Here is a 5,465-nt window from a genome sequence, read left to right as displayed (position 1 = left end):
CTTTTGATCTTGCTTTTAAAAAACAAGATCAAAAGATCGCAGCCTGCGGCAGCTCCTACAGGGGCGCACCGATTACGGTTGGATGTGGGACAATAGCCGCCACTTTTAGCCATACCCGAATCGATCACACCCATGACCGCCCCCCGCACACCCAAACCTGCGCGTAAAAAGCCCGAATCCGCGACCCCGGCCAAAGCCGTGGAGCCGCGCGAAAAGGCCAGCTTGCATCCGCGCAACCGCCACCAGGGTCGTTACGACTTCCCGGCGCTGATCAAGACCACGCCGGAACTGGCGAAGTTCGTGATCATCAACCCCTACGGCAAGGAAAGCATCGACTTCGCCAGCCCGGACGCGGTGCGGGTGTTCAACCGGGCGCTGCTCAAGTCGTTCTACGGCATCGCCCACTGGGACATTCCGGCCGACTATCTGTGCCCACCCGTTCCAGGGCGTGCGGACTACGTGCACTTCCTCGCCGACCTGCTGGCTAGCGGCAATGATGGCGAGATTCCCCGGGGCGCCGCGGTCAAGGTGCTGGACGTGGGCATGGGCGCCAACTGCGTGTATCCGTTAATCGGTCATAGCGACTACCGCTGGCAGTTCCTCGGCTCGGAAATCGACGCCACCGCCATCGCCGCCGCCAGGGCCATCATCCAGTCCAACGGTTTGAACAAGGCCATCCAGATTCGCCAGCAGGGCAACCGCAAGCATATTTTGCTGGGTCTGCTGGAGAGCGCCGAGCGGTTTGACTTGACGATGTGCAACCCACCCTTCCACGCCTCGTTGGAGGAAGCCACCCGAGGCAGCAGCCGTAAATGGCGCGCGCTGGGCAAGGCCGATCCGAAACGCAAACTGCCAGTGCTGAATTTTGGCGGTCAGGCGGCGGAGTTGTGGTGTGAGGGCGGTGAAGCGCGATTCGTCACCCAACTGATCAGCGAGAGCGCGCAGGTGGGTCAGCAGGTGTTGTGGTTCAGTACCCTGGTATCGAAAGCTTCGAACCTGCCAGCCATCCAGACGGCCCTGAAAAAGGCTGGCGCATTGGAAAGCCAGGTGGTGGAAATGTCCCAGGGCCAGAAACAGAGTCGCTTTGTGGCCTGGACCTTTAAGACCAAGAGCGAACAGCAGGTCTGGCGCGAGCGCTGGGCTCCTAAAAGCTGAGTAAAAACTGATAAGCCGTGCCGAATACAAACGCCCCGAATATCGGGGCGTTTGTTCTTCAGTATGTTAAAGCAGAGCCTGCCGGAGGCCACGAACTGTTATTTATGACAGTATAAACTTGACGAACGTATCGGCATTGTTATGGACATCAGAAAATCTCTGGAGCCCACAACATGCCACTGCAAGTACTCGCTGCACCTATAAGAAAATGTTTGTATGTCCTGTGCCTGAGCAGCGCTTCAATACTGCCTGCCTTCGCCAGTGACACCGAGGGATTCTGGCGCGAGATCAGGCCAGCCAGTTCAATCGCAGCTCAGCAACAGCCAACCCAAGGGTCTGCCATTCCCTCACGCTACCGGCAATTCGATCTTGACCTGCCCGGCCTTCACCGCCACCTCTCGGCAGCCATGAAGACGCCCAATCCATCGCCTGAGGTGGATTTGCCATTACCCAATGGCGGGTTCAGCCGATTCAAGCTAGTCGAGTCAGGCGTCCTGCCTGCCAAGCTGGCTGAAAAATTCCCGGACATCCTCAGTTTCAAGGGCAGCGATATCGACGGTCGACTGCTTAGCCTTGACCTGACCGGCAACTCGCTACGTGCGGCCATTTCAACCGGCCAGGATGAATGGCTGGTGCAGCGCGCGTGGGATACACAAAGCAAGACGCTACCAAAGGCGATAGCCACATCCCGCTATTGGAGTTTCAGTCAGTCTGATATACCTGCGCAGACGTCACCAATCGATCCGGAAGACAAGACATCACCTGCCACCGCGCAAAACAAAGCGCATAGGATGGAGCCAACCGGTACGCCCAGAGGAAACATTCTCTACAACTTCCGAGTGGCAATTACTGCAACCAGTGGATTCACCCGGGCGTTTGGCGGCTCCGTAGAAGACGGGCTGCTGGGTGTGGTTAGCACAGTCAATCGGATGAATAGGACGTTTGAAGTCGATATGGGCGTGCACTTCACGCTGATTGATGAAAACGAAAAACTGATACTCACCAACCCGGATGACGACCCTACACAGGAAAATACTGACTGGCACGAAGAAAACAGAAAACTTCTGGAGAGAGTGGTCGGTGCAGCCGCTTATGATACGGGCTTCATGCTCAATACCTTTGCAGGTGGAACTGCAGGAGGAGTAGGTAATACCTGCATCATGGAAGTTGAGTCAGGCAAACTAAAAAAACATACGGCTTACGGGTTTGCAGGGCATGAGGACCCGGTGAACGCACCTAAATTCATGGAAACCACCGTGCATGAGTTCGGACACAAAATCGGCGCTGCTCATAATGCGGACGGCGACCAAATAATGAACTATGCACCTATACGACACTTCTATTTCCATGCTTTATCTATGGCCGAAATGAATGCATGGCTGAGTTCACTAGGCGGTAGATGTGCCACAAAACAATTGAATCCGAATGCTGCTCCATGGATCGATCCTGATTCCTTGCCCCAAATCTATCAATATATTCCCGCCAACACTCCGTTCAATTTGTCGGCCGTAGCGCGCTACGCCGTACCCGGCGCAAAACTGACGTTCACCTGGGACCAAACCAACGGGTACGCATTTCCTGAGCCGGTGGATCCGGGGTACGGCAATCTTTCCACCTCTTTGCCACCTTCACCGTCGGCCGAGCGAACCTTCCCCTCTCTCCCGGTAATCTTGAACGAAAAGTCACCCCAGCCAGGCGACCAGTATCCAGCCAAATCCCGCGATTTGAACTACATCCTGACAGTGCGAGACAACCAGATGGAGCATCCCACTACCGCACAAGCCAATGCGGCCGTCAGGGTTCATGACACGGGCACAGCATTTGCCGTAACAGAGCCGGACAAATCAGTGCACTGGAAAGCCGGCGGGATCTATGACATAGCCTGGAATGTGGCCCAGACCAATGTTGCACCTGTCTCCTGCCCGAGAGTGGCAGTACATCTGTCAACCGACGGTGGCTACCATTATCTGGCGCAGCCACTGGCCACTAATCGGCCAAATAATGGGCGTACCACAGTGGGGCTTCCACAGGTAAACACCCTGAAGGCCCGCCTGCGTGTGAGTTGCGAGAACAATATTTTCTTCGCAGTGTCCCCTACGGATATCGTCATCACTCCATAACCCGATGCCGGATCGAAAAATATCAGGCACAAAAAAACCGTGCCCGGATCGCTCCGGCGCACGGTTTTTTTTTAACAAGTCTTACTTGTTAACAGCGTCGGTCAGGCCTTTAGCCACAACCAGCTTGATCACTTTCTTGGCAGCGATTTCGATGGCGGCGCCAGTCGAAGGGTTACGGCCAGTACGGGCAGGACGCTCAGTCACTTTCAGTTTGCCGATACCTGGCAGAGTGATTTCGCCGCCGTTTTCCAGCTGATCGGCAACGATTTGGCCCAGTTGGTCCAGAGCGTTACGCGCGGTGGTTTTTGGCGCGTCGATAGCTTCAGCGATGTCGGCGATCAGTTGGTCTTTAGTAAGAGCCATGTAGTGTTCCTTCCCTATCAAATTCATATGGATTGCAGAGTGCAGTGTCAGCCATCGAGCCCGATCTTTTGGATCCGGCACCCTCGGCCAAATAACCACGGGATCGGGGTTATAGATTCCGAAATCAGGGTTTGGTTCGACCTGACAAATGCTGAATGCACGCTTAACGCAGTGACTACGCGTAAGACCGCGCAAAACTAGCACAGAGGCGGGGAAATATCCGCCTCTAGCTACCCAATTGGTCAGCTTTATTGCTCAAAATCGGCAAAAAAACGCATAAGCGCCACCGGTCGCCCCGCAATTGCCGTTCGCACCGCGCCAAAACCAGTGGTTGCGGTACACTGGGCGCTTTTTCGGGGAGCACGCCCTCCCGTCTTCCTTCAGCCGAGAAGCCCATGCCGATCCGTCATTGCATCGTCCACCTGATCGACAAAAAACCCGACGGCACACCTGCAGTTCTGCACGCTCGGGACTCCGAGCTGGCCGAGTCCAGCGCCATCGAGAACATGCTTGCCGACCTCAACGAAAGTTATAACGCCAAACAAGGCAAGGCCTGGGGTTTCTTCCATGCCGAATCCGGGGCGCATCCGTTCAGCGGCTGGCTGAAGGAGTACTTCGATGGCGGCAAAGACTTCACCGCCTTCAGCCGCGTGGCGGTGGAACACCTGCAAAAACTCATGGAAGAGTCCAACCTCTCGGTCGGCGGCCACGTCCTGTTCGCCCACTATCAGCAAGGCATGACCGATTACCTGGCGATCGCCCTGCTGCACCACAGTGAAGGCGTCGCGGTGACCGAACAACTGGACGTGACCCCCTCCCGTCACCTGGACCTGGGCCAGTTGCACCTGGCGGCGCGCATCAACGTGTCGGAGTGGCAGAACAACAAGCAGTCCAAACAGTACATTTCGTTCATCAAAGGCAAGAACGGCAAAAAGGTTTCGGAGTATTTCCGCGACTTCATCGGTTGCCAGGAAGGCGTTGATGGCCCCGGTGAAACCCGCACCCTGCTCAAGGCCTTCAGTGACTTCGTCGAAAGCGAAGACCTGCCCGAAGACGACGCGCGCGAGAAAACCAAGACCCTGGTGGATTACGCCAGCAGCCAGGCCAAGCTCGGCGAACCGATGGGCCTGGAAGAGTTATCGGAACTGATCGACGAAGACCGCCCGAAAGCCTTCTACGACCATATCCGCAACAAGGACTACGGCCTGTCGCCAGAAATCCCGGCTGATAAACGCACCCTGAACCAGTTCCGCCGTTTCACCGGCCGCGCCGAAGGCCTGTCCATCAGCTTCGAAGCGCACCTGCTGGGTTCGAAAATCGAGTACGACGAAGAAGCCGGCACGCTGATCATCAAGGGACTGCCAACGTCGCTCACCGATCAGCTCAAGCGCCGCAACTGATGCTCGGTAGCGTATTGAAGAAATGCCTGTTGATCCTGCTGGTGGTCGTGGTCTATCAGCATTGGGGCAAGATCGAGCGGGTGTTCAACCCGTCGCAAGTAGTGCCCGAGCAGACCCAGGCCAAGGCCAACGTCGTGCTTTACGCCACCGAGTGGTGCGGCTACTGCAAGCTGACCCGGCGTTTTCTCGATCAGAAAGGCATTCCCTACAAGGAATTCGATATCGAGAAGGATGACGAAGCGCGCAAGGCTTACCAGGCGCTGGGCGGCGGCGGGATTCCGATCATCGATGTCAACGGGACGTTGATTCGCGGGTATGACCCGGATGCGATTCTTGCGGCGTTGAAATGATTTAAAGATCAAAAGATCGCAGCCTGCGGCAGCTCCTACAGGGTGTACATCGATCCCCTGTAGGAGCTGCCGAAGGC

The 5,465-nt window shown here is 56.2% G+C and carries 5 protein-coding genes; 4 read left to right on the top strand and 1 reads right to left on the bottom strand.

What is annotated here, in order from left to right:
• Positions 1-132: 132 nt before the first annotated feature.
• Together rlmF and AC3WWR_RS30695 are read left to right on the top strand one after the other, a co-directional pair.
• Positions 133-1,155 (top strand): 23S rRNA (adenine(1618)-N(6))-methyltransferase RlmF, encoded by a 1,023-nt coding sequence (gene rlmF, locus AC3WWR_RS30700; protein WP_179055598.1) that lies wholly within the window; start codon positions 133-135, stop codon positions 1,153-1,155.
• A gap of 173 nt (positions 1,156-1,328) precedes the next feature.
• Positions 1,329-3,275, top strand: a complete 1,947-nt coding sequence (locus AC3WWR_RS30695) for a reprolysin-like metallopeptidase (protein ID WP_492599317.1) — start codon at positions 1,329-1,331, stop codon at positions 3,273-3,275.
• Between the two features lie 81 nt (positions 3,276-3,356).
• On the opposite strand, the gene AC3WWR_RS30690 is transcribed toward AC3WWR_RS30695, so the two are convergent.
• The gene (locus AC3WWR_RS30690) at positions 3,357-3,638 is read right to left on the bottom strand and encodes an HU family DNA-binding protein (RefSeq protein WP_007905514.1); all 282 of its coding nucleotides are present in this window, start codon (positions 3,636-3,638) and stop codon (positions 3,357-3,359) included.
• Between the two features lie 395 nt (positions 3,639-4,033).
• On the opposite strand from AC3WWR_RS30690, the gene yejK reads away from it, so the two are divergent.
• Both yejK and AC3WWR_RS30680 read left to right on the top strand, forming a co-directional pair.
• Positions 4,034-5,038 (top strand): nucleoid-associated protein YejK, encoded by a 1,005-nt coding sequence (gene yejK / locus AC3WWR_RS30685; RefSeq protein ID WP_020799836.1) that lies wholly within the window; start codon positions 4,034-4,036, stop codon positions 5,036-5,038.
• The gene (locus AC3WWR_RS30680) at positions 5,038-5,388 is read left to right on the top strand and encodes a glutaredoxin family protein (protein ID WP_083349699.1); all 351 of its coding nucleotides are present in this window, start codon (positions 5,038-5,040) and stop codon (positions 5,386-5,388) included. The genes yejK and AC3WWR_RS30680 overlap by 1 nt, the downstream gene beginning before the upstream one ends.
• Positions 5,389-5,465 lie beyond the last annotated feature (77 nt).

The sequence above is a fragment of the Pseudomonas sp. EB271-G4-1 genome (genome assembly GCF_058791355.1).
Note: the sequence above shows the minus strand (reverse complement) of the source record. Positions and strands in the feature narration are given on the sequence as shown.

Bases quoted from the DNA above. Each gene is read 5' to 3' on its own strand.
- AC3WWR_RS30680 (WP_083349699.1), top strand. From the start codon at position 5,038: ATGCTCGGTAGCGTATTGAAGAAATGCCTGTTGATCCTGCTGGTGGTC.
- rlmF (WP_179055598.1), top strand. From the start codon at position 133: ATGACCGCCCCCCGCACACCCAAACCTGCGCGTAAAAAGCCCGAATCC.
- AC3WWR_RS30690 (WP_007905514.1), bottom strand. From the start codon at position 3,638: ATGGCTCTTACTAAAGACCAACTGATCGCCGACATCGCTGAAGCTATC.
- AC3WWR_RS30695 (WP_492599317.1), top strand. From the start codon at position 1,329: ATGCCACTGCAAGTACTCGCTGCACCTATAAGAAAATGTTTGTATGTC.
- yejK (WP_020799836.1), top strand. From the start codon at position 4,034: ATGCCGATCCGTCATTGCATCGTCCACCTGATCGACAAAAAACCCGAC.